Below are 22,298 nucleotides of genomic sequence, written 5' to 3' on the forward strand. Positions count from 1 at the left end.
CACCTCCCTCGAGGTGGATGTTGAATCAGCACAAAACGCAGCCGTCACATCACAATCGATTCATCGATCACAGGACGTGCTCTAGGCGAGCCTCCGGGTCACGGCCGCGCAATTCGGCTTCGATCCGATACAGTTCGCCGATCCGTTTGATGCCCTCCTCGGCAATAGGTGCCGTTGCGTTCCGGGTGATCTCCACCAGCTTGCGACGAGCGTGCGCCCAGCAATAGGCAAGCCGAATGTCCGGCCGATGCGGTCGGGTCCGATCAGTCTGTTGTATCCGGCATAGCCATCGACCTGAAGGACACCGGAGAAGCCCTGCAATATCCGTTCGGCATGAATGCCCCGCGACCGGGAGCGTAGGTGAAGGCCACACCTGGCGGCGCACCTCCGTTCCAAGGACGATCATCCCGCGCGAGTGCCCAGAAGTATCCGGTCTTGGTTTTGCGCGAACCGGGATCGAGCACCGGAGCACGGGTCTCGTCCATGAAGAGCTTGGTCGAGCGCTTCAAGTCGGCAATCAACGCATCGAAGACCGGGCGAAGCTCGTAGGCTGCCCGACCGACCCAGTCGGCAAGTGTGGAGCGGTCGAGATCGATGCCCTGGCGGCTCATGATCTGGGCCTGACGGTAAAGCGGAAGGTGATCGGCATATTTGGAGACCAGCACATGGGCCACCGTCGCTTCCGTCGGCAAGCCCGCCTGGATGAGCTGTGCCGGAGCCGGAGCCTGAACGACGCCGTCGGTGCAGGCACGGCACGCATATTTGGGGCGGCGGGTACAATGACGCGGACTGCGCCGGGACTACATCCAGCCGCTCGGAGACATCCTCGCCGATGCGATGCAGGCAACCACCGCAGGCGCAGACCAGACTTTCCGGCTCGATGATCTCTTCGAGACGGGGAAGATGCTGCGGAAAGGAGCCGCGATTGGTCGCGCGTGGCCTGTTAATCCTGTTCCCGGCGGGAGCATCCGCCTCGTCTTCGGCATGGATCGTGGCAATCGCCGTTTCCAGGTCTTCCAGTGCCAGATCGAACTGGTCGGGATCGGTCTTCTCGGACTTGCGTCCGAAGGCTGCCTGTTTGAAGGCCGCGACCAGCTTCTCAAGCCGTTCGATCCCCTCATCCTTGCGGGCAATCTGGGCGTCTTTGCCTGCCTCGCTTAGCCGCGCCGCGATTCAGCATCGCCTTCAGGGCGGCAACATCGTCGGGAAGATCGGCGGTATCAAGCATGACCAGAAGTTACCAAATCCCGACCCGTTTTGCCTTCGGAATCTATCGTCCTGAGTCATCGTGCCGCAGCTATTCGACAGTCTCCGGCGTTCTCGTCTTGATGGCATGAACCCGCCGCCAATCCAGGCCCGCAAACAGGGCTTCGAACTGGGCGTGGGTCAGCGTCATCAGTCCATCCTTGATACCGGGCCAGGTGAAGGTGTGCTCTTCCAGCCGCTTGTAGGCCAGGACGATACCGGAGCCATCCCAATAGATCGCTTCAGCCGGTCTGCCTTACGCGACCGGAACACGAAGACCGTGCCGGTGAACGGGTCCTTGTGCAGTTCGTTCTTCACCAATGCCGCCAATCCGTCATGACCCTTGCGGAAGTCCACGGGTTTGGTCGCCACCATGATCCGCACGCGGTTCGATGGGAAGATCATGTCGTCGTCGCCAAGGCACGCGCGATGGCAGCGATCCGGGCAGCAGACGCCCCTTCCTCAAGACGGATGGTGACCGGACCCACGACAATCTCGGCGCGGGAGGCGGCTTTGGCAGCCAACGGCTCCGGCGCGGTCGTGTCGACAACCATGGCCGCGAATTCGACTGCGTCTTCCGGCTCAGGCAAAACCAGCTTACCCTGCCGGGCCAGTGTTCGCCAGGACGACAGATGATTGGCTTTCAGCCCGTGACGTTCCGCGACCTCGTTCACCGTCACGCCAGGACGCAAGCTTTCCGAAACGATCCGTGCCTTGACCGCGTCCGGCCATTGGCGATGAACCTCCCGTCGGCCCCGCCGCGTCGTGAGAACCTCCAACGTAGTCTCCATGGAGAAACTCCTTGCCGCTCATCCATGGGCACTCAATCACAGATCACGCGACAATGGGCAACGTGGGGGGGAGAACAGCGGTTACCATGCAGGCACGCTGGCGTTGCGATCAAGCGGCCTGTCGGTGCTGTAGGGGCTGCGCTCGATAACGGTGCCAGCCTCCAACTTTCGATCCGCGCAAACGGCACGGTCAAACGGTCAAACATCCGGGCCGGCAGTTCCAGCCACAGGCACGTCAGCCCGTCCGCCACGCAGCAACGGCAGATATTCCAGCTGCCCCTTTTGATCACCTCATGGACACGGGCGGTGCGCTCGAGCCACGGGCGCCCAAAGCAGCGCAACATTTCAGCCGACGGACACGGTTTTCGCAGGGCGCCCGGAACGCTGTTTCGGTGCGGCCGTTCGACACACTGCCTACATTAGAAGGTGTTAATAAGTTATCACCTAGCCTCATTCTCGCCGCAAATGGCAGGTTTGGTTACGTACATCGTCCTCGAATGATCAATTCACACAGGTACAAAGCCGTGTGTGAAAAGGTTAGAAAACGGAAGTACCTGTGTTTTACTTAGCGACGCGGGTCAAATTAAAACAAAAAACCGCAATGAGCTAATGGTCTACGGTGCTTATACTATACGACAGGCTCGGCGTTACGTCCGCCGGAAGAGTTGCTCTCACTTCGATCCGGCAGCGGCTGGAACCGTTGAACACCTTGTGGGGCGTCGGCAGCGACACCGTATATGGTTTCAAGGAGGAGGCCCTGATGAGCATTCCCGTTGACAAAACTCACCTTCGAGGGCGGGCTTAACGTTAAGCTCGCTCGACAATATGTCTGGGCGAGGACCTCCAAATCTCCGCTACTTAGAAATCCGTTCGCGGTGCGTAGCTGCGAGCATGCTCATGTCGCGCGCCTCGGCGATGCGCGGCAGTAGAAATCCCTTTTTTCAACCTCAAAGAGGATCACCAAATGGCGCTTTCCACACCCTCAGGCTTTGCCTCTAGCGACCTGGTCTACGAGGAGAACTTCTCCGGTACGGCGCTCGACAGCGATTGGCATACCTACATCACCAGCAATGCCGCCAACGGCTGGCCATGGAATACCAATGGGTCGGGAGGAAGTACACCGGGCGGCCCATATAATGCCGACTACGATATGCCGAGCCAAGTGTCCGTGAACAACGGGACCTTGGATCTCACGGCGATCCAACAGCCCATCAGCGGCATGAATCAGGGGACGGCACAAACATTCCCGATCACGTCCGGCGCTGTCAGCAGCTACGGCAACTTCGAATTCAACGGCGGTTACCTTCAGATCAGCATGCAGGCGCCGAGTGGCGACGGCGCATGGCCAGGCCTCTGGATGATGCCCGGCCAAGGCGCGGGCAGCAGCGGCGACAATTTCGAGATCGATATACAGGAGGGTGGATTCACCGGTTCGGGGCCCACAGATCATAATTTCGCCTGGCACCTCCACGGGCCGTCAGGGGCGACCGGTGGCGTCGTCGACAGCGGCGTCGACCTCACGGCGGGCTTCCACACGTACGGCCTCAACTGGGTGCCCGGTGAATCGATCACCTGGTATCTGGACGGGAAGCAGATGGCGCAAGTGACCAGCGCACAGGCCGTGATCCCGGATGAACCGATGGAATTGATGATGAACAATGGGGTCGCGAATTCGAACGCGAGCGGATGGCATTCGGCTCTCGACAGCTCGACCCCATCGTCGATGCAGATGCAGGTCGACGAGGTGCAGCTCTATCAAAAGACAGGTAGCGGCGACACTGTCACGGGCGCGAACGTCGCTCCCCCAATCACTGGCTCGACCGGGACCGAGACTGGGTCTGGAACCGTGACTGTCCCTCCTTCCGGCGACACCAGCGATGGCACCTTGTACGGTACCAGCGGCGCCGATGTATTGCATGGAACCAGCGGCCACACGATGATCGGCTATGGCGGCAACGACACTTACTATGTCGATAATGCCAACGAGAAGGTGGTTGAGGCAGTGGGCGGCGGCAACGACAGTGTGATCGCCTCGGTGAGCTATGCGCTTTCGGCCGGCTCGGAGATCGAGCATCTCGCCACCAACAACCCGTCCGGCACGAAGACGATAAGCCTCACCGGTAACGAGTTCGCCCAGACCATCCAGGGCAATGCCGGCAACAATGTCATCAACGGCGGGCTCGGCGCCGACGTCTTGACCGGTTTGGGAGGCCACGATGCCTTCTCGTTCAATACTGCTCTTGGAGCCGGCAATGTCGATAAGATCACGGACTTCAAGCGCTCCCTTGACACGTTCCATCTCAGCGACACGGTTTTTGCCGGGCTTCAGCCGGGAGGGCTACCATCCAAAGCTTTCTTTGTTGGTGCAGCCGCGCATGACAGTTCCGATCATATCATCTACAACAGTGAAACTGGGGCGCTCTCTTTCGACAGTGACGGGGCCGGCGGCGCATCTCAAATACAGTTCGCCACTCTTTCCCCACATCTCTCGCTCGCCGCAGCCTCATTCTATGTGACCTGAAGGAACTCGGGGCTGCCGTGGCCGAATAAGGACTGGATAACAGCACCTCGAAGCCATCGTCCCGAACCGAAGTCAGCGTAGCAAAAAGCGGGAGCCCGGTTTTCGGAGAAGATCTGCCAAGCAAAAGAGATGGGGTTCCATCCCGATGCCATCGGGATGGAACAGGCTCTGGTTGTGAGCTTTCTGTAGGTTGTCCATTCGGACCGAACTGAGGAGACTGGAGTTACCAAGCTTCGGGTCCGAATGAACATCCCAGACAGGCACACGCAGCATCATCAGCTACTTTCGCTCTCCAATGATGCCACACAAGCAGCAAACACTGCGAGAGCGGTAAGAAGCCGGTTTGCAGCCGACGAAAGTTCGCCCTCCGGTTTCAACTCGAGAGCGCCGCAATCTGTCGAGGCGCAGCCGAAGCATGCGATACGCAAAGGCGGGAAGCGGTCGGCTCGAAGCTGGATGACCAAAGCCGGGTGTGGAAGGTCGAACTGGAAGAACTCGCTCGCGAGACAGGCCTCGCGCTCCACATTGCATCACCATCCGACGGGCACATCGACGTGGAGCAACATCGAACACCCCTGTTCTGCCGCATCACGCAAACTGGCGCGGACGGCGCCCTCCTCAATCGCGCGGCCCTGGTCGAGCTGATCGCAGTCACGACAACCAAACGGGCCTGAAGTTGGGCGCGCGGTCGATTCCGCGACCGGCGAAAAAAGGGAACAAGTGAACGATGTCGAGATGGAGGCGCTCGCCATCTAAGGCGACGCATTCGTTCCGGAATGGATCTACACCATCCGCCTGAGATCAGTGGCAAATCGGAGCAGTTGACGGGTCCTAGCCCGAGCTCCCTCCCCTGCGCAATAAGACCAATGCTTGCAGGTGACGCCGATTTGGGAAACTATTGACCCGCGAGGCCTCTCACGCGGTTGATGTGGTTCAGGTTGCCGCAGCTGAATTCGTGGCGATCTCTAAACCCGACCTCGTTGTGCTGGGAAATACAAGTGCTGACGTCGCGGCGCTCATTCCTGAAGCTCTTTGGCGCCGTGTCGCTCGCGACATTCGGTCTGGCGAGTTATGCGCTCGCGATTGAACCCCGGTTTCGACTGAGCGTCACGCGCTACAAGGTCCTACCGCCGCGCTGGCCGACCACTGCCAAGCCCCTGCGCATCGTCGTGATCGCTGACATCCACGCCTGCGAGCCTTGGATGCCGGTTTCCAGGATCGACGAGATCGTCGGTGTTTCGAATAGCCTGCAGCCCGACATCATCCTTCTCCTTGGCGACTATGTGATGGGCGTGCGGCCGCGCTATGCCACCGGGATCGTGCCCGACACTGTTTGGGGCAATTCACTTTCGAAACTTACCGCGCCACTTGGCTGCCACGCCATTCTCGGCAACCACGACTGGTGGCACGGTGTGGACAGCGTCCGCGCAGCCCTCGTGGACAATGGAATTCCGGTCCTCGAGAACACCGCCACGCTTATCCGTCAGCAGGATGGCCCAGCATTCTGGCTCGCGGGTCTTGGCGACCAGTGGGCCATGCAGTTTTCTCGCGGGGTGTACAAGGGCGTCGACGATCTGCCTGGAACAATGGCCGCAATACCGGACGACGGCAATCCGATATTGCTCCTCGCGCATGAACCGGACATCTTCATTACTGTCCCTGACCGTGTCAGCCTGACGTTATGCGGCCATACGCATGGCGGACAGGTGCGCTTGCCATTCATCGGCCCCCCCATCATCAATTCAGCCTACGGACAGCGCTTCGCCTATGGGCATATCGTCGAGGGTGGGCGGCACATGATCGTATCCGGGGGTTTGGGCGTATCGTGGCTGCCGGTGCGCTTCGGCGTGTCGCCGGAGATCATGGTCGTCGATATCGGCTCGAATAACTCTCGTCCTGTCGACGAACGACATCTGCTGTCCCAGAGAGACCTGCCGTGCGCGGACCGTTCCGCGCGAGGGTATTGATGGTCGTGTACATGCGGTCGGGGTTTCGCCGTGTTCCCATCGCCTTCCAACACGAACGCAGCACAGTCCCTCATCCTTTCTCCGGACGGGCGGAGTTCGGCGGATAGCTCTCGATTTCCACTAGAATGTCTTTAAGGAGCTGAGCCAGGCATCCAAAACACCTTTCTTCGACATTTTCGGGGAAGGGAAAACCTGAATGCGGTCAGCGGCAGCTTGCACCCCATCCTTGTCGTTGGCGCCAGAGCAGAACGCATCTTGGAGCATGCAAATGGCCATTCTTGCACGAGACCTCGTTTGGCCATCGGCGGGCATACTCCGATTGGATGAGGCGGCGCGAACCAGCGTTTTAGGACTACTCCAATTCCTGAAGGGGCCTGCGCCCGGCAGCGTGTTAGGACTGTTGCGCGCAACACCGGATCAAAACCGTGACCCTCGACATGCTCGGCCAAGCCAGGCCGAACACATTCGTCTTTGAAAGCAGTGCTCTCATCAAAGCCACTGGCTTTCGGGAATACGACGCGCGCTGGTGGTTCGGCCATGCAGACCGGGAGAAAAAGCCCGAACTCAACCTGATCGGCGTGCAGGCGATCGGCATGGCGCTTCGCACCTTGATCGGCCGAATAGGTGTAGTTCCCGACACCATCACTGGTCACTACTTGCATAACCGCCATCTAGAGGCGCGTTGCCAAACTCGTCGATGCCACAGCTGGCTTGGAAAAGTCGGGGCATTTCTTCTTCAACCCGCCGATCGGGCGCGGCTAGGACGACGGGCTCCTCACGGCGATAGCTGTTTGCCAGATGCTCGACCGCAGCTTGGGCAAGACACCGGCGGACCTTTATCGCGATCTGCCGCTGACCTTGAGCACCCCGACAATGTCGCCCCACTGCCTAGAGGAGGTAAAACGCGTGGTCGCGATACTTGCGGGGGAATTCACGCAGGACGGGATCGAGTTCGCCAGCCATGCGCTGGCCAATCTCGTCACCGTGAATGGGAGCGTGTCGTTGCCCAGACGGCACGTAGGCTCTGGTCAGAGCCTTGTTGAACGAGCCCGAAATTGTTGTCGTCGTGGGAGGCCCCGTCTCGCCGGAGCGACGTCGCGAGATGTTCGGGGCTCTCAATGCCGTGCGGCGCCGCAATCCAAAGGTCGGAGCCTACAACTGAGAGGGACTGGACCATGTCGGACCGGATCATAAGTTTTGTCATGAGCGGGGGCGTCGGCTCACGGCTATGGCCGCTGTCGCGCGAAGACAATCCCAAGCAATTTCACGACGTTTCGGGCGACGGCTCCATGCTCGCGAAGACTGTCGGACGCCTCAAGGCGCGGCCGGACGGCGAGATGCCGATCTACCTGCTAGCTTCCGAACGGCATGCTGACCGCGTTATATCGGATATATATCCGCTCGGCCTGAACGGCGGCACACCGATTTTCGAACCCGTCGGCCGCAATACCGCCGCTGCGGTGGCCATAGCCACTTTGCACACGCTCTCCGAATTTGGTGGCGACGCGCTTGTGCTCATGGTCCCCTCCGACCATCAGATATCGACCGAATCGCAATTCTGGGAAACCGTCGAGGCGGGCATGCCTGCCGCCGATTCAGGAAGCATTGTCTTGTTCGGCATCAAGCCGACGCATCCCGAAACCGGGTACGGTTACATCGAGGTTGCGGCAACTGGTGACGGAGTGCCCACCGTTTCCGTTTCGCGCTTTGTCGAAAAACCCAATGCCGAGGCGGCCCGCAACTATGTGTGTTCGGGAAGATTCTACTGGAACGCCGGCATCTTCCTGTTTCGTGCCGACACGATGCGGAAGGCATTTCTCGACTTCCGGCCGGACATCTGGGACACCGCGGAACGGGCCTATAAGGCTGCACGGACCGACGTCTCGGGCATCTACCTGCCCCAGGGCTTCTATCGGCTGTCCCATCGACGTCGATCGACTACGCGGTCATGGAGCATGCACGCGGTATTGCGATGGTTACGGCTTCCTTCCGCTGGAACGACCTTGGATCGTGGCAATCGCTGCTGGAAGCCAGCCCGACGGACCGCGACGGCAATGTCGTAATGGGCGACGTTGTCGCCATGGATTGCGGCAACTCCTATCTCCGGAGCCAGGGCAGACTGCTGACAGTCATCGGAATGAAAAATGTGGCGGTGGTGACGACACCGGACGCGGTTTTCGTCGCTCCTGTCAGCCACAGCCAGAATGTCAAGAAAGTCGTCGAACAACTCGAGAAGAGCGGACGACTCGAGACGAAGTTCACGGCGTCGGAAGACCGGGTCATCATCAGCGGGTCATGGCGGAAGCGCGTCGAACATTGGCTCTTCAACGAAACCCTGCCGCTGTGGTCCACTGCAGGTGTCGACGATGTGTATGGCGGCTTCCACGAGGCGCTCGGTTTCGATGCAAGGCCGCTGGGCAAACCCAAGCGCATGCGGACGATGGCTCGCCAGATTTACGCTTTCGCGGTGGCCAAAGAACGCGGCTGGGTCGGACCGGCCGACAAGCTCATCGACCACGGCATCGACTTCATCGCGAGACACGGCCGCACCGATCGCGGTGGCTGGGTGCGCACCCTTAATTCCGACGGCAGCGTGGCTGACCCGACGGAGGACGCCTACGACCATTCCTGCGTGCTCCTGGCGCTTGCCCATGCTCACCGATGCGGCCATCAGGATGCCCTGCAGCTGGCACAAGAGACGTTCCATTTCATCGACACCCATCTCGAGGACGTCAGCCTGAACGGCTTCCTCGAGACTCCCGGCTGGAAGGGGGTACGGTACTCGAACCCGCACATGCACATGCTGGAATCCTTCCTTGCCTGGCATGATGTCACCGGCGAGCGTGCATATCTCCGTCGGGCGGCACGCGTCGTCGATCTCTTCCGGTGCCATTTTTTCGACCAGGAGAGCTGGACGCTTGGGGAACATTTCGACGTCAATTGGCTGCCTTTGCCGGGAGACGAGGGACAATGGACCGAACCAGGGCACCATTTCGAATGGGCTTCGCTCCTCGTCGAGTTCGCGCGGGCAAGCGGGCAGAAAGACTTGGCAGCCTACGCCCGGAAGCTCTATTCGTCGGCGATCGCCAGCGGATTGAACCGGGCCACGGGCCTGGCTTATGCAGCCGTGTCGCGGCAGGGAATTCCCTTCGACCGGCTCTCCCGAAGCTGGCCCCAATGCGAGGCTGTCAAGGCGGCCGTCGCCCTGGACGGCATCGGAGGGCCTGATCTGAAACCCGAGATCGAAGCTCGTGTCGCCCGCCTCTTCAAATGGCATATCGATCCCGCACCGCTTGGCTTGTGGATCGACAGGATTGACGAGCGCGGAAGGTCACTGGCAACGGAGGTCCCCGCGAGCATTTTCTACCACCTCGTGACGGCCCTGATGCAGTATTTGGACAAGACCGCAGGGCAGGTCGAACCTTTCCCGCTGCCAGCTTTGGATACGAGCAAGGGCGTTGCGATGCAGGGTTACGGCTGACCCAACTGTCCGCGTAGCCCCTTGTTGGTCAAACGATCAATAACGAAACTAGTACAAGATCGGGAGGAATACCCATGAAAGTGACAATCCTGGGGAACTATCCGCCCCACGCCTACAGGGGACTGATACAAGGCTCCGACCGAGAAGCTGCAATCAAGGCGGTGTTGGAAAGCGTTGGTGGCAAGGTGTCCCGTATGATGTTTACTCGCGGCGCCTATGATATTGTCATCAATGCTGAGGTTCCCGACCAGGCCGATGGGATGGACCTAGCACTGGCGGTGCGGTCAAACGGCTGGATAAAGGACCTCGTTGTCCTCGAAGAACTCGACATGAATGCGGTGCTCGCAGCTGCCAAAAAGGCTGCCGGCGTTTACAAGCTCACCGGATGATTGGACTGGCTGCACATTGAAGGCAGCACGGTTGCGATTGAACGCGCCGTGCTGCCAAGTCTCAAGGAAAGTCAAGCTGGGGTTTCGGAAAGCCGAAGCAGGCGCGGCATTGGTTCTGCTTCAATACCGCGCCGACAGCCAACGCGCCCGGCTCAGGGATCAGAAACGGAGGTCATGCCGAGTTAATTTTGGAATGTACACCCTAGAAGGTGCGCTTGACGGATCGGCTAGGTCCGGTTTTGTAGCGGTTTCTTGTCGGAGCGCTTCTTTATCTAATCGGAGCGCGACAAGGCAATCGAGATCACATTGTCAGTATCTGTTTCAGGTAGCTCGAACAGCATTGGCACAAATTGGCCGCTCGGGCGGCGTTCTCATGATCACCGTCTCTAAGCGAGCTCGGACTTAAACGTTCCAGGATCCCTATGGTCCTGACGCAGCGGGTGAAGCTAGCCGTCACTTGCCTACACACTGTGCGCCGCCACCAATCTCGCGTAGAAGGGCCTGGCCGAACCCGGCCCCGCGACGCGAGAAATCCATGCGAATAGTGTTGCCTGTTCTGTTGCTCGGCGCCGCCCTCGCCAGCCTGTCGCCCGCCCGGGCAACGGCCGGCGATTGCGGCGATGCCGCCGCCCTGGTGCGGCAGGCCTATCCCAAGGCCCAAAAGAGCGCCGACGGCGCGTCGTTCACGCTTGTACCCCATACGAGCATCGCCTCAACGCTCCCGGAGAGCGATGCGCCATTCGGCCTGGCCTGCAAGATCTGGCCGGCTCATGACGACCTGCTTTTGGTAGCGGTACCGCTGATCGACAGTGCTAACGGCGACCACCTGCATGTCGGCGACATCGAGCTACTGGTGGTCGATAGAAAGAGCTTGCGGGTGCGCCAGCGCCTGCTCCAGCCTGGACTGATGACCGATGATGCCATCGCGATCCGTAAGGTGGAATTCGACACCGGCCGCTATGCACTGGCCCCTGAGGTCACCGCCTTCGGCCTGCGCATCGAAATGGCAAACCATTCGCAGGCTACTCCCTTCACTGAAACCGACCTGCGGCTCTATGCCGTCGCCAGCGATGCGCTGCGCTTGGTGCTCGACGGCCTCGTGGTGGCCGGCTCTGGCGGCGATAGCGATGCCAGTTGCGCCGGATCCTTTCATTCCAGCTAGGTCAGCCTGGCGATGAGTCCGGCGCGCCACCACGGCTATCGTGACATCATTGCGGTCGAGCGGTCGACTACCGACAATCCCTCCCCCGACCGAATGCCAGTCCCATCCCGGCAAGCCTGTGAAGCGGACCTACCGGCTGCGCTATGACGGCAGCCGCTACGCGGTTCCCGCGGCACTCAAGGTGATGGGGTTGTGACGCCGCCGCACACGTCCTTGCCTTGGTTCGTCAATGCGATCAATTCCAGTTGAAAGGGTATCGACCGTTAATTCTCTCGTGGTAGGAGGCGCTCAAGGGGGCTCTTCCCAAAGGAGCTGATGATTTGTGGTGGTCAAGATTCAAAAGGGGTTTTGCAGGAACGTGGGACGACAGACTTGACGGGCTATTCTCCGCAAAGGTCGACTACACCGGAAAATCCATTCTCGATGTTGGCTGCAATATGGGCGTTGTCGCCTATGAGATATCCAAGCTGAAACCCAGCTCGATCCACGGGATCGACATTGCCAAGCCGCACATCGAGACTGCAAAAATGTTATTGAGCGGCTCCCCGGTTCATGCCCGGTTCGATCGCCTGAATCTTGGCAGCCGGCGCCTCGGCAATATCCTTCTACCGAAATACGATATCGTCCTGCTGCTGGCCGTCTATCAGCACATGCAGCGCAACATCGGCCCAGGCAAGGCGCGAAGGGTGCTTTCCAATATTGTGAGGCGCACCTCGAACGTTGTTGCCCGCGTTCCGCCGGGAACGGATGGCGAATTCATCGAAGCGCTTTCTGACGAGGGGTTTCGAGTCAAGAGCACCCACACGTCGCCCCTTGGCAGTCATGTGCTGGTGCTTGAGAAACCCGCCTTAGGAACTCCGCAGCCATAAGACGACACATCGCCGGTGGTGTTACCCTCCCGATCGTCCATGGGCCAGCAGCAGGCGCCGACCCGCCGCCTGCTGCCGGGCCCGAACAGGACGGGCTCACGGGTCTTGCTGGAGGTCAAGGCTTTCCGGAGTTCGATTTCCTTGCCGTTCCCCAAGGCAACGCCTTTCAACGCGAGTATCACGTGGTGCCGAGCCGCGCCTTCAGTGCCCGCAACGCCGGGCCGTTGCCCCGGTAGCCGCCGGGCATATTGTAACCAATCGGTGTAGGCTGCGGCAGACGCTGGTTTCGCGTGTTAGACTGCTTGCATGGAGATCGACACCGACAAGGTCGACGATGCCGTTATGGGCCTGCTTTGGCTGACGCTGCATGAAGAGAGGCGCGCCTGGAAGGGGTTGGATCGGAATGCTCTGGATCGCCTGCACGAGAAGGGGCTGATCGCGAATCCGGCAAACAAGGCGAAGTCAGTGGTTCTGACAGATGAAGGACTGCGGCGTGCTGAGGAGCTATTCCAAGCCTTGTTCACTCGCCCGGCGCCGTGAGCGTGGGGCGGGTGTTCCAGTTCCCCGGGGCGCGCAGCGCCCGTAGGCAAGAGGCATGGCTATGATTTCTGGCGACGGTTTTGTGGTAGGTTTCGGGCGTCGCTTAACTAATCGTGGGGAACGATTTGAGCTACTTTGAAGGTTCGGCGTGCGCAGCAATCCCCTCACACCATTGCTGCCTAATCTGGCGATGGCATAGTTTGCTCTCTAGCAAATGAAGGATCTGATCGTCTCTGCTTCGACAACTGCTACCAACCCGCAATCCACCTGCGCAGGGGCGGATGTTGACCACAGCAATCCCCCTCGATCGGGTGGCATTGCCAGCGAGCCCCCAGACCATCCCTTACGCCCTTTAATGTCCAATCGATGATGCTGATGCGATCCTCTGTGATCCTCCGACCGTCTCGGAAGCGGCAGGCGAGGAGCCGTTTGCTCGATGCCTGAACGCCGAGGCTCAAGCTTGACCGGCTGGCCCACAACGGCTGTCGCGGCCCCGCCATCCGCTTCGCCGCGCATCGCTGTTCCCGATTGTATGTGGGACATCGCGGTAGAGGCGCCGTGCCGTAGTATTCGGGTTCCGAGTAATGAGCGTCATACGCGATTGCGTATACTTCTTCTTTATACGGGATCGCGTATATTGCTGAGTTATACGGGATCTCGTATATTGACGATTAATGCGCGATCCCGTATACTGCTCCTCGGAGACCCATCATGACCGACCAGATTGCTCGCAACGCAAAACAACTCGGCGCCATCCTACGCCGCGCGCGTAGGCAGGCCGGTCTTACGCAAGGCTCGCTTGGTAACCAGATCCATCTGCGCCAGGGCACAGTGTCCCGCCTCGAGGCCGGCGAGCCGGCCGTGCAGATCCGCACCTTGATGGCCGCTCTCTCCGCCCTCGACTTGGAACTCGTCGTTCGAGAGCGTAGCAAGAGCAGCTCCGCTGACATCGAGGACCTGTTCTGATGGCACGGCGCCCGGCTCACATCCCATTAAATGTCTTCCTGAACGGGCGCCTGGTGGGCGTGCTGCGCAGGGAATCGACGGGCGCGATCGACTTCCAATACGCCCACGAATGGCTGGACTGGCGTGGCACCTTCCCGGTCTCGCTCTCGCTTCCCCTGCGGGAGGACCGCTATATCGGCGCGCCCGTGATCAACGTCTTCGACAATCTCCTTCCGGATAGTGACGCGATACGCAGGCGCGTTGCCGAACGCGTCGGCGCCGACGGCACGGACGCATACAGCATGCTCGCCGCTGTCGGCCATGACTGCATTGGCGCGCTGCAGTTCCTGCCCGATGGCATGGATTCAGGCAATCCCGGCAGTATCGTCGGCAAGCCGGTCAGCAACGAGGACGTGGCGGGGATAATCAAGAACCTTGCGGCTGCTCCCCTCGGCCTTGGCGAGGATGAGGATTTCCGCATCTCGATTGCCGGCGCGCAGGAAAAGACCGCGCTGCTGCGCAAGGACGGGAGCTGGTACAAACCAGTCGGCACGACGGCGACCACTCATATCCTCAAGCCCCAGATTGGCCAGCTGCCGAACGGTATCGATCTCTCCAATAGCGTCGAGAACGAGTATCTGTGCCTCAAGCTGCTCCAGGCTTTCGGCGTTCCCGTCGCCCAAGCGGAGATCGCTGACTTCGGAGAGCGCCGCACGCTGATCGTAGAGCGCTTCGACCGGTGGTGGGCCCGCGACGGCCGCCTCTTGCGCCTGCCGCAGGAGGATATCTGTCAAGCGCTGTCGGTGCCGCCCACTCGCAAGTACCAGTCCGATGGCGGTCCCGGCATGCGGGAGATTATCGAGCTTCTGAAGGGCAGCGATACACCTGATGAAGACATCGCCGTCTTCTTGCGCGCCTGCATTTTGTTCTGGCTGATTGGCGCGACCGACGGCCACGCTAAGAATTTCAGCATCTTTCTCGGCCCCGGCGGGGGATTCCGCATGACGCCCCTCTACGACGTGCTGAGCGCGCAGCCCAGCCTTGATGCCGGACAGATTCCCCGCAAGAAGTTCAAGCTAGCAATGTCGGTCGGCAAGAGCCGGCACTATTCGGTGCCTGACATCATGCCCCGCCACTTCATGCAGACCGCTGATCTTGCTGGGGTGGGCAGGCGTGCCATGCGCAGAATCTTCGAAGATATTGCTGGAAACGTGGAGAAGCAGGCCGACACCGCGATCGTCTCATTGCCACATGGCTTTCCTGAACAGCTTGTCGACTCGGTCAAGTCGGCCATAGGTAAGCGCGCCACCCTTCTCGCTCAGACCAAGGCTGACGCCGTCCATTGATCGAGGTGCGAAACGAACGGGCTGCGGGGCTATGCATTTTGCCGACCGAACCAGGCCGAATCCACCGACGGGCGATCAAGCCTGTGAGGCGGGCAGCCAGATCGCGGCCAGAAGTCACTGATACACATTCGTTTTCGCGCATGTGCCTGGAACTGCGCTCGCGTTGCGGTGATCAGGCCTGACGCGTTCGTTTTGGTTGCGCAATCATCGTCTAGCCAGATTTAGCAGCCTTGCCGCTGGCGACAAAATGCCGGTTGGCAAAATCCTCGTCGTAGCTCCTGGTTGCGCTGACCGTAGGCGAGCGGCGCACCATTCAGGTGCGCGTCATGCTACCGGCAGCGCGAAATATCGCGTCACCCGCCGCGGTGTCCCATTCCATAGTGCGGCCGAAACGCGGATACGTTCCGCGGGACACTTTTCCTTCTCCGACGCGCTCCCCGGCCGCAGAAGTCTCAACCGTGCCAGAGGTGAATTTTTGGCGCCTGAGCGATTATCATTGCGGGCCACAACCGACTTTGCGACATCCCTTCACTGATTCACTGCGGATCTAGCGCCAGAATGCGAAATCCGCTGTGAGGGTCGGGGCTCAGCAGCAACCGCTCAAGGTCGGTCCGACGTTGCAGGGCTGACGTGTTCTCATCGAGCCAAGACTGACTCTGGTACCGTGCCGGGAATGAGCTATAGTTCAGATACTAAGACGGCCGGGCGCTTGCACAATGGCTGGACTGGGTGAACAGATTGCGCGTCAGCAGCGCACCATGGGACCGCTTCTTGTGGCAGCAGTGGTCATCGGCCTTATCGGCCTGCCCGTCGCAGCCTGGCTCGACCTCCGAGACCTATCGGAACGGATGCTGCGCAGGCAAGCCAGCGAAATCAGCCGGATCATCGACGAAATGCGCGGATTCTACGGCAGCGACGTCGTGGGACGCGTGCTGCAAGCAAACGGCGCCGTGACTGCGACGCACAACTACCGGGAGGTGCGGGGTGCGATCCCTATTCCAGCAACCCTCTCGATTGAACTCGGCAAGCGCATCAGCGCTCACGACGGGTCCGTCAAATATCGGTTCGTCTCGGATCTGCCCTTCAAAGGTCGCGCCCCCCACCAGCTCGATGTATTCGAGCGGAATGCAATCTTGGCTTTGCGCGCCAACCCGAAGGAGCCGATCATCGAAGTCTCGGGTTCACTGTTTGACCGGCAGGTCCGCGCCGCGGCCCCTGTTGTAATGGGACAAGTCTGCGTGACCTGCCATAACTCACACCCGGACAGCCCCAAGACGGATTGGAAGGTAGGGGATGTCCGAGGGATCCAGGAGATATCAGTCAATCAGCCTATCGCTGCGAACATCCTCACTTTCAAGTATCTGCTCGTATATTTCGGTTTCGCGGCGGCGGCGGGCCTGACGTTCATTCTCCTGCAGCGTCGGCAGTCCGCGTTGATTCAGGGCATCAACAAGGAGCTTTCGGAGGCAAACGACTTCCTGGCCGCGATTTCATTGAAGATCGCCAAATATCTTTCGCCTCAAATCTACAAAAGCATCTTCAGCGGCCAGAAGGACGTCACCATCGCGACCGAGCGCAAGAAGCTCACGATCTTTTTCTCCGACGTCAAGGATTTCACCGCGATCGTGGAACGGCTCCAGCCCGAGGACTTGACGCTTCTCCTCAACGAGTACTTCACCGAGATGTCGACGATCGCGCTCAAACACGGCGGCACCGTCGACAAGTTCATCGGCGACGCGCTTCTTGTGTTCTTCGGAGACCCCGAGACGCAAGGCATCGAGGAAGACGCGAGAGCCTGCTTGCGCATGGCTGTCGACATGCAGCGTCGGCTGGAGCAGTTGAACAGGGTGTGGCATGACCGCGGAGTTGAACGGCCCTTCCGAGCTCGCATGGGCATTAACACGGGCTATTGCAATGTCGGGAACTTCGGTTCCGATGATCGGATGGACTACACGATCATTGGAGCCGAGGCGAACTTGGCGGCCCGGCTGCAGTCGATTGCCGAGCCCGGCGGCATCTGCCTCAGCTATGAGACTTACGCGCTCGTGCGCGACCTTGTCCGGGCGCGTCCATTAGCACCGATTGCCATGAAGGGGATCAGCCGGGAGGTTGTCCCCTACGAAGTCGAGGGCCTCCTGGGTGAACTCGCTCAGCGCCCTCAGGTCATCAGCGAGCACGCGACTGGCCTCGACTTGTTCCTCGATGTTGAGGCAATCGACGAGAACGGGGTCGAGCGGGCAAAGAAACGACTTTCGGAGGCGCTCCTGGCCTTATCCATCCGAAGCAAGCCCGCCGCATTTTAGGTTCTTGCCTAAGTTTTATCATTGACGGTCTGACTTGACGTCTGGCCCGAGGGCGGCGTTCCCTACTATTCCGAAACTTAAGCTTGCCGGAGTTTCGCCCTACCGCGCAATTGGGGTCGGCTGTCTTAAGAGGGCCGCTGCCCAGGGTGCCTACTTCTTAACGCATTGACGGACTGGTGCGGCCGAGCAAACTTCGCCCACGCCGCAGTCCAGGTCGCGTGAACAAGGTTTCGGCATTTGCGGTGGCTCCAGCGTGACGTAGGGCGTCCTCGGCTCTTCCCCCGGTCTCGCCGTTCTCGGGAGGAAGGCGCCGGGTTCACCGAGCGACTTCACATATCGATAGAATGACCGAATGTCGCTCTCCGGCATGACGCGAACGTTGTACCAAGGCATCGGTGGCAAACTGCGAAGTGTCTTGATGTAGGTTACATACCCGTCTTCGCTAAGATCTTGCACGCTCCATCTCAGATTGCTTGCATAGGTTGTGCCCCACGGTCCCCGCCAACCTATTGCTTTCCCTCTCAATGCCTTGGTGGGGTCGAGTGCGCCTTCGGCTTCCCTGTAGCCGTCAGTATGGCAGTCGTGACAGCTGCCGATGATGGAAACCAGCCGTCCTCTCGCGACAGACACCTCCTCTGCCGCAAACGCTGCCCCCGATGCTGTCAATATTGCTGAGCCAACCAGGACCTTAATGAAGTGCATGGTAGCCTCCAGCGCCCTCACACCGCTCACTCAAGCCAATAACAACGTCGAGACTTTACCACAATTTTGAAAGTCGGGGTGGGGAAAGCAACGATCGTTGGAGGCAATGGTCCCTAAGAGGCTCCTGGGCCACCTGCAGGCTCAACGACGTCAACCCGGTCGCCTACCTCGCCGAAACCCTCGACGCCATCATCAACGGCCATCCGCAGACCCAGATCGAGGAATTCATGCCCTGGCGATTCCGGAAAACGTCAAGCCCAAATCCATAGGCGGTCCGCGAGGCGCTTACGGTTCTTGAACGTGATGCAATTTGGACCGTGGAACGGGCAACCTACTTTTGTTCCGTGACAGTCGGCCAACCGTCGCACTAATGGAGAGCGCGACAAGCCGGTAAGCGACGCTTGCGCTCTGCGTCGCGAGACTGTGGCACTCACGCAGCGTCGATGTCGGTCTGCGGAAAGTGGGCGCCTTTGAACATTAATGGCAGGTCGAAATGCCGGGCACAAGCATAGGCGAAGCAGTCACCAAAGTTCAGCCGCGCCGGGTGCCGGCCCTTGCCGAAGCGATCGAAAGCGTCAAGCGCGAGTCGAGCCGTGTTCGGCGGCACCGCGACCATGTCAATCTCCATCAACGAGAGATAGCTTTCCACGGCCTCGGCCGCCTCGCTGATTGCCAAGTCCAAGACTCTCGCGACCGCGATTGCAGCCTCCCATACTGCAAGTGGCGAGGTCAGCCGCTTTCTGGTCTGCATGCGTGCAAGGAGTTCGCGCGCATCATCCTCGTTGGTCATCAGCGCCGTCAGGGCCGAGGCGTCGATGAACATCAGTCATTCTCGTACAGGCTGTCGCGAAACGCCTTGTCGGCGGGCCTGCCGTGATCAGGCTTGCCCCGGGCTCGCAGATCACGGCAGAACCCGACGCCGATCTCCACCAGAGACGGTCTAGCCTGTTCGCGCTCAAGCTCATGCTTGAGCGCGGCATGGACGGCCTCTGTCAGACCAGTCCTCTTAAGCGCGGCGACCCGGCGGGCCAGCGCGTCGGTCTCGCGATTCTTGATGTGGAACGCCATCACTCGCTCGTATAGCCGTTAAAGTGTATCGGTATATAGCAATTTGGATACACCGTGTGAAGCCCCGCAGCATCGACCGGCACGAAGCAAATCGGCCACGCCGACCCAACTGTAGGCTCGATGGGGATCGTACCGTTGTGTTTACAGATCTCGAGCAGTATCTGAGGTCGCTTCCATAAGTCAGTTGTAACACCCGCACTTTCGTATGGGTCTGGAACTGCGCAACCATCGCCTAGCCAGATCTAGCAGCCTTGCCGCTGGCGATGAAATGCGGATTGGCGAAATCCTCGTCGTCGCTCTGGTTGCGCTTGCCGTAGGCGAGCGGCGCACCATCCAGCGTGCGCGTCATGCCGCCGGCAGCGCGTAGCACCGCGTCACCCGCGGCAGTGTCCCATTCCATGGTGCGGCCGAAGCGCGGATAGACGTCCGCCTCGGCGCCGGCGACAAGGCAGAATTTCAGCGACGACCCGATCGAGACGATCTCGGCCGCGCCAAGCCCGCGGATATAGGCATCGGTTTCCGGCGTGTTGTGGGACCGGCTGGCAACGACGGTCAGCGGCACCACACCGGCCCTCGCCGAAATCGGCTGGCGATCGACGATCTCATAATCGTCATTGATCTCGATCGCTTCCGCTTTGCCCGGCCGGCCGGAAAAGAAGCGGCCGGTGCAAGGCGCGAAGACAACGCCGATCTCCGGCACGCCATGGCGAACCAGCGCGATGTTGACAGTGAAATCGGTCCTGCGGTTGACGAACTCCTTGGTGCCGTCGAGAGGATCGATCAGGAAGAAGGCGTCGCCGAGATCCGGCGCCATGATGCCGGCCGAAGCTTCTTCCTCGGCCACGCACGGAATCTCGGGAAATGCGGCGCGCAGCCCGGCAAGAATAATCTTCTCGCTCTCGCGGTCAGCCTCCGTCACCGGCGAACTGTCCAACTTGCTGTCGACCGCACAGCCGGCACGAAAGACGCGCATCACCTCGCGTCCCGCCGCCAAGGCAAGGTGCTCGAAGACGGCGAGCATCGCTTCGTCGTCAGATACCGCCGCCGCTGTCATATTGGTCTTCGGCAATGTCCCGCTCGTTCAGCCAGTGTTCCAGGGCGTCCACCATCTCCTCGGCCGATCTGCCGAGTGTTTTGAGATGAATTTCGGGTCTTTCCGGCACCTCGTACGGTGAATCGACGCCGGTGAAATTCTTGATCTCGCCGTTCAACGCGCGCGCATAAAGGCCCTTCGGATCGCGCCTGGCGCATTCCTCGAAGGGTGTATCGACAAACACCTCGACGAATTCGCCGTCGGCCATCAGTTCGCGCGCCGTGCGCCGCTCTGCGCTGAACGGCGAAATGAACGACACGATGACAATCAACCCAGCGTCGGCCATCAGGCGCGCCACTTCGGCGACGCGGCGAATGTTCTCGACCCGATCGGCGTCGGTGAAGCCAAGATCGCGGTTGAGGCCGTGACGGACGTTGTCGCCATCCAGAATGTAGGTATGGCGCCCGGTGGCGAACAGCTTCTTTTCGAACAGATTGGCGATGGTCGACTTGCCCGAACCCGAAAGCCCGGTAAACCAGAACACCGCCGGCCGCTGGTTCTTCATATCGGCACGCGCGCGCTTGCCGACATCGAGCGACTGCCAATGGATGTTTTCGGCGCGACGCAGCGAATGCAGGATCATGCCGGCGCCGACGGTAGCATTGGTGATGCGGTCGATCAGGATGAAGGCGCCAGTGGTGCGGTTTTCGGCAAACGGATCGAAGGCGATCGGCGAGCGGGTCGAGATGTTGCAGATGCCGACTTCGTTCATTTCAAGCGACTTGGCCGCCTCATGGGCAAAGTCGTTGACGTTGACCCGGTACTTCAGGTCGGTGACGGTGGCGCTGGTCTGGTCGGTCTCGGTGCGCAGGATGTAGGAGCGACCGGGCAGCAGCGCATGTTCGTCGAACCAGACGATATTGGCGGCGAACTGGTCGGCGACCTGCGGCCGCGCTGCCGGCGATACCAGCATATTGCCGCGCGAGACCTCGACCTCGTCGTCGAGGACAAGCGTGATGGCCTGGCCGGCGATAGCCTGCTGAAGGTCGCCGCCATGCGAGACGATGCGCCTGACACGCGAGGATTTGCCGGATTTGGCGACGACCACCTCGTCGCCCGGCGCAACCGATCCGGAGGCGATGGTGCCGGCGAAACCGCGGAAGTCGAGGTTGGGACGGTTCACATATTGGACCGGAAACCGGAACGGCAGGTCGACCGCGGCCTCGTCAACCGAGACGGTTTCGAGATGTTCGATCAGCGTCGGCCCGGAATACCAGTCCGTCCTGTCGGAACGGCCGGTAACGTTGTCGCCATAGCGGGCCGACATAGGGATAGGCACGATCGTCTGGAAGCCGAGTTCACGTGAGAACTGCGCGTAATCCGCGACGATCCGTTCAAAAACCGCTTCGTCGAAGCCGACAAGATCGATCTTGTTGACAGCGAGCACGATGTGGCGAATGCCCAGCAGCGAGGCAATGATCGAATGCCGCCTGGTCTGGCGCAGCACGCCCTGGCGGGCATCGATCAGCACGATGGCGAGATCCGCCGTCGATGCACCTGTCGCCATGTTACGCGTGTATTGCTCGTGGCCGGGTGTATCGGCGACGATGAACTTGCGCTTTGGCGTGGCGAAGAAGCGATAGGCGACGTCGATGGTAATACCTTGCTCGCGCTCGGCTTCGAGGCCGTCGACCAGCAGCGCGAAGTCGACGTCATCGCCGGTGGTGCCGTGCTTGCGCGAATCGCGCTCGAGCGTGGCCAGCTGGTCCTCGAAAATCTGCTTGGTGTCGGAAAGCAGGCGCCCGATCAGGGTCGACTTGCCGTCGTCGACCGAGCCGCAGGTCAGGAAGCGCAGCAGCGACTTTCGTTCCTGCGCCGCCAGATAGTCCCGGACGCCGTCGGTTGGGGCGAGGCTCTTGGCCATGATATGGCGCAT

16 protein-coding genes and 5 pseudogenes are annotated in these 22,298 nt (G+C 60.3%); 13 read left to right on the forward strand and 8 right to left on the reverse strand.

Going from position 1 to position 22,298, the window contains the following annotated elements; all coding sequences use genetic code 11:
• Positions 1–82: 82 nt before the first annotated feature.
• The 3 genes and pseudogenes from tnpC to tnpA form a co-directional block, all read right to left on the reverse strand.
• A pseudogene (tnpC, locus tag NKH83_RS18060) lies at positions 83–1,228 on the reverse strand (IS66 family transposase); the annotation flags it as partial.
• A 69-nt stretch (positions 1,229–1,297) separates the two neighbouring features.
• Positions 1,298–1,650, reverse strand: a pseudogene (tnpB, locus tag NKH83_RS18065) (IS66 family insertion sequence element accessory protein TnpB).
• On the reverse strand, positions 1,647–2,036 hold the full coding sequence (gene tnpA / locus NKH83_RS18070; protein WP_352806206.1) for an IS66-like element accessory protein TnpA: 390 nt from the start codon (positions 2,034–2,036) through the stop codon (positions 1,647–1,649). The pseudogene tnpB and the gene tnpA overlap by 4 nt, the downstream one beginning before the upstream one ends.
• A 964-nt stretch (positions 2,037–3,000) precedes the next feature.
• Between tnpA and NKH83_RS18075 the strand changes: the two genes are divergently transcribed.
• The 11 genes and pseudogenes from NKH83_RS18075 (at position 3,001) to NKH83_RS18120 (ending at position 15,256) form a co-directional block, all read left to right on the forward strand.
• Positions 3,001–4,557 carry a family 16 glycosylhydrolase gene (locus tag NKH83_RS18075; protein ID WP_352806209.1) on the forward strand — a complete coding sequence of 519 codons (1,557 nt, stop codon included), beginning with the start codon at positions 3,001–3,003 and terminating at the stop codon, positions 4,555–4,557.
• Positions 4,558–5,027: 470 nt separating this feature from the next.
• Entirely contained in the window at positions 5,028–5,231 is a 204-nt protein-coding gene (locus tag NKH83_RS18080) for a hypothetical protein (protein WP_352806212.1), read from the forward strand.
• 324 nt (positions 5,232–5,555) lie between these two features.
• A complete protein-coding gene (locus NKH83_RS18085) occupies positions 5,556–6,524 on the forward strand; it encodes a metallophosphoesterase (protein ID WP_352806215.1) in 969 nt (322 codons plus the stop codon).
• Positions 6,525–7,199: 675 nt separating this feature from the next.
• Positions 7,200–7,686, forward strand: a pseudogene (locus NKH83_RS31660) (phosphomannomutase/phosphoglucomutase); the annotation flags it as partial.
• A 13-nt stretch (positions 7,687–7,699) separates the two neighbouring features.
• Positions 7,700–10,005: pseudogene (locus tag NKH83_RS18090) on the forward strand (AGE family epimerase/isomerase).
• Between the two features lie 74 nt (positions 10,006–10,079).
• Positions 10,080–10,394, forward strand: coding sequence for a GYD domain-containing protein (locus NKH83_RS18095; protein ID WP_352806218.1), 315 nt, complete (start codon positions 10,080–10,082; stop codon positions 10,392–10,394).
• Positions 10,395–10,938: 544 nt separating this feature from the next.
• Positions 10,939–11,556, forward strand: coding sequence for a PA3715 family protein (locus NKH83_RS18100; protein WP_352806221.1), 618 nt, complete (start codon positions 10,939–10,941; stop codon positions 11,554–11,556).
• A gap of 320 nt (positions 11,557–11,876) precedes the next feature.
• The gene (locus NKH83_RS18105; protein ID WP_352806224.1) at positions 11,877–12,425 is read left to right on the forward strand and encodes a class I SAM-dependent methyltransferase; all 549 of its coding nucleotides are present in this window, start codon (positions 11,877–11,879) and stop codon (positions 12,423–12,425) included.
• A gap of 306 nt (positions 12,426–12,731) precedes the next feature.
• Entirely contained in the window at positions 12,732–12,965 is a 234-nt protein-coding gene (locus tag NKH83_RS18110) for a DUF6429 family protein (RefSeq protein ID WP_352806227.1), read from the forward strand.
• Between the two features lie 711 nt (positions 12,966–13,676).
• A complete protein-coding gene (locus tag NKH83_RS18115) occupies positions 13,677–13,931 on the forward strand; it encodes a helix-turn-helix domain-containing protein (protein ID WP_352806230.1) in 255 nt (84 codons plus the stop codon).
• Positions 13,931–15,256: a type II toxin-antitoxin system HipA family toxin gene (locus NKH83_RS18120; RefSeq protein WP_352806233.1), complete on the forward strand. Its 1,326-nt coding sequence runs from the start codon at positions 13,931–13,933 to the stop codon at positions 15,254–15,256. Before NKH83_RS18115 ends, NKH83_RS18120 begins: the two co-directional genes overlap by 1 nt.
• Positions 15,257–15,467: 211 nt before the next feature.
• On the opposite strand, the pseudogene NKH83_RS18125 reads toward NKH83_RS18120, so the two are convergent.
• A pseudogene (locus NKH83_RS18125) lies at positions 15,468–15,656 on the reverse strand (inositol monophosphatase family protein); the annotation flags it as partial.
• A 316-nt stretch (positions 15,657–15,972) separates the two neighbouring features.
• Here NKH83_RS18125 and NKH83_RS18130 point away from each other — a divergent pair.
• A complete protein-coding gene (locus NKH83_RS18130; protein ID WP_352806236.1) occupies positions 15,973–17,559 on the forward strand; it encodes an adenylate/guanylate cyclase domain-containing protein in 1,587 nt (528 codons plus the stop codon).
• A 740-nt stretch (positions 17,560–18,299) separates the two neighbouring features.
• Positions 18,300–18,530: a transposase domain-containing protein gene (locus NKH83_RS31665; protein WP_502895585.1), complete on the forward strand. Its 231-nt coding sequence runs from the start codon at positions 18,300–18,302 to the stop codon at positions 18,528–18,530.
• A 161-nt stretch (positions 18,531–18,691) separates the two neighbouring features.
• On the opposite strand, the gene NKH83_RS18140 is transcribed toward NKH83_RS31665, so the two are convergent.
• The 4 genes from NKH83_RS18140 to cysN all read right to left on the reverse strand — a co-directional run bounded on the left by NKH83_RS18140 (position 18,692) and on the right by cysN (position 22,298).
• Positions 18,692–19,084, reverse strand: a complete 393-nt coding sequence (locus NKH83_RS18140; RefSeq protein WP_352806239.1) for a type II toxin-antitoxin system VapC family toxin — start codon at positions 19,082–19,084, stop codon at positions 18,692–18,694.
• A complete protein-coding gene (locus NKH83_RS18145) occupies positions 19,084–19,329 on the reverse strand; it encodes a type II toxin-antitoxin system VapB family antitoxin (RefSeq protein WP_352806242.1) in 246 nt (81 codons plus the stop codon). The genes NKH83_RS18140 and NKH83_RS18145 overlap by 1 nt, the downstream gene beginning before the upstream one ends.
• Positions 19,330–19,561: 232 nt before the next feature.
• The gene (gene cysQ, locus NKH83_RS18150; RefSeq protein WP_352806612.1) at positions 19,562–20,350 is read right to left on the reverse strand and encodes a 3'(2'),5'-bisphosphate nucleotidase CysQ; all 789 of its coding nucleotides are present in this window, start codon (positions 20,348–20,350) and stop codon (positions 19,562–19,564) included.
• 10 nt (positions 20,351–20,360) lie between these two features.
• On the reverse strand, positions 20,361–22,298 hold the full coding sequence (gene cysN / locus NKH83_RS18155) for a sulfate adenylyltransferase subunit CysN (protein WP_352806244.1): 1,938 nt from the start codon (positions 22,296–22,298) through the stop codon (positions 20,361–20,363).

The sequence above is a fragment of the Mesorhizobium sp. M0909 genome (genome assembly GCF_040319515.1).
In the GTDB taxonomy this organism is placed as follows: domain Bacteria; phylum Pseudomonadota; class Alphaproteobacteria; order Rhizobiales; family Rhizobiaceae; genus Mesorhizobium.